The organism is Pseudoflavonifractor sp. MCC625, assembly GCF_018784545.1.
GTDB classification, from domain to species: domain Bacteria; phylum Bacillota; class Clostridia; order Oscillospirales; family Oscillospiraceae; genus Pseudoflavonifractor_A; species Pseudoflavonifractor_A gallinarum.
The window spans coordinates 60,979-62,757 of the sequence record NZ_WQOJ01000047.1; the positions used below are offsets into that span (position 1 = coordinate 60,979).

Annotated in this window: 2 protein-coding genes and 1 pseudogene; all 3 read left to right on the forward strand. The window is 48.7% G+C overall.

Annotation, left to right across the window (positions count from 1 at the left end; genetic code table 11):
* Positions 1-781: CD0415/CD1112 family protein (locus GPK94_RS14295; RefSeq protein ID WP_252192662.1), on the forward strand; the 781-nt coding region annotated here is incomplete at its 5' end.
* Between the two features lie 20 nt (positions 782-801).
* On the forward strand, positions 802-1,257 hold the full coding sequence (locus GPK94_RS14300) for a PrgI family protein (RefSeq protein ID WP_005335865.1): 456 nt from the start codon (positions 802-804) through the stop codon (positions 1,255-1,257).
* A pseudogene (locus tag GPK94_RS16190) lies at positions 1,214-1,779 on the forward strand (conjugal transfer protein TraE); the annotation flags it as partial. The gene GPK94_RS14300 and the pseudogene GPK94_RS16190, both read left to right, overlap by 44 nt.

Consider the following 1,779-nt stretch of genomic DNA (forward strand, 5'->3'; position numbering starts at 1 on the left):
TGTAAACCAGCAGGTCGCGGATATATCCGTACAGGTAGGCCAGACCCCACAGGGATGGAATGGCAGTATTTTCAGCATGATTGAGAATCTGTCCAACTCCATCATGGTGCCGATTGCAGGCGTGATCCTGGCTATCGTGATGACCGTAGACCTGATCCAGATGATTGCAGACAAGAACAACCTGCATGATGTGGATACCTGGATGATTTTCAAGTGGGTGTTCAAATCAGCTGCTGCCATCCTCATTGTCACAAACACATGGAATATCGTGATGGGCGTCTTTGATATGGCGCAGAGCGTGGTGGCGCAGGCGGCAGGGATTATCAATTCGGATGCGTCCATTGACATTTCCTCAGTTATGACCGATCTGGAACCGAGGCTGATGGAAATGGATTTGGGACCGCTGTTCGGACTGTGGTTCCAATCCCTCTTTATTTGCATTACCATGTGGGCGTTGTATATCTGTATCTTTATCGTTATTTATGGCCGTATGATCGAGATCTACCTTGTAACTTCGGTGGCTCCCGTTCCAATGGCTGCAATGATGGGCAAAGAATGGGGCGGTATGGGACAGAATTACCTCCGATCCCTGCTGGCACTGGGCTTTCAGGCATTTCTCATTATCGTCTGCGTGGCAATTTATGCTGTGCTGGTGCAGAACATCGCTCTGGAAGATGACATCATCATGGCAATCTGGAGCTGCGTGGGCTACACCGTACTGCTATGTTTTACGCTGTTCAAAACCGGCAGTCTCGCCAAATCAGTCTTTCAGGCGCACTAAAACGGAAGGAGGTTTCTACATTGGCTTATGTACCCGTACCCAAGGACTTAACAAAAGTCAAAACAAAGGTCATGTTCAATCTGACCAAGCGGCAGCTTATCTGCTTCACGGGCGGAGCGCTTATTGGCGTACCGCTTTTCTTTTTGCTCAGAAAACCTACCGGAAACAGTGTAGCGGCTATGTGTATGATGCTGGTTATGTTGCCCTTCTTTATGCTGGCTATGTACGAAAAGCATGGACAGCCCCTGGAAAAGATCGTGGGCAACATTCTCAAAGTAGCTGTAATCCGTCCAAAGCAGCGACCTTACCAGACCAACAACTTTTATGCCGTATTAAAGCGGCAGGAAATGCTCGATAAGGAGGTGTATGACATTGTTCACCGCAATAAAAAAATGGCTGCATCGGATGTTCGGAAAAACCGAGGAAAAAACTGTGCAGCCGGTAAAGACAAAGAAAAAACTGTCCCGCGCCGATAAGAAGCAGATCGAAGCGGCCATTGCCCGCGCTAACCGCACGGACAAAAAAGGAAAATCTGCGCAGGACAGTATCCCTTATGAACGGATGTGGCCGGACGGAATCTGCCGCATATTGGACAGCCACTACACAAAGACCATCCAGTTTCAGGACATCAACTATCAGCTCTCCCAAAACGAAGATAAGACGGCAATCTTTGAGGGTTGGTGTGATTTCCTCAATTATTTTGATAGCTCGATACATTTCCAGCTGTCTTTTTTGAACCTTGCGGCATCGGAGGAGACCTTTGCTAACTCCATTTCCATCCCGCCCCAGAGGGACGCCTTTGACAGTATCCGCGAGGAATACACCACAATGCTGCAAAATCAGCTGGCCAGAGGTAACAACGGTCTCATCAAGACCAAATACCTGACCTTTGGTATCGACGCGGACAGCATCAAAGCCGCCAAGCCCCGTCTGGAGCGTATTGAGACCGATATACTTAATAACTTCAAGCGTCTTGGTGTAGCTGCCAGAACGCTGGA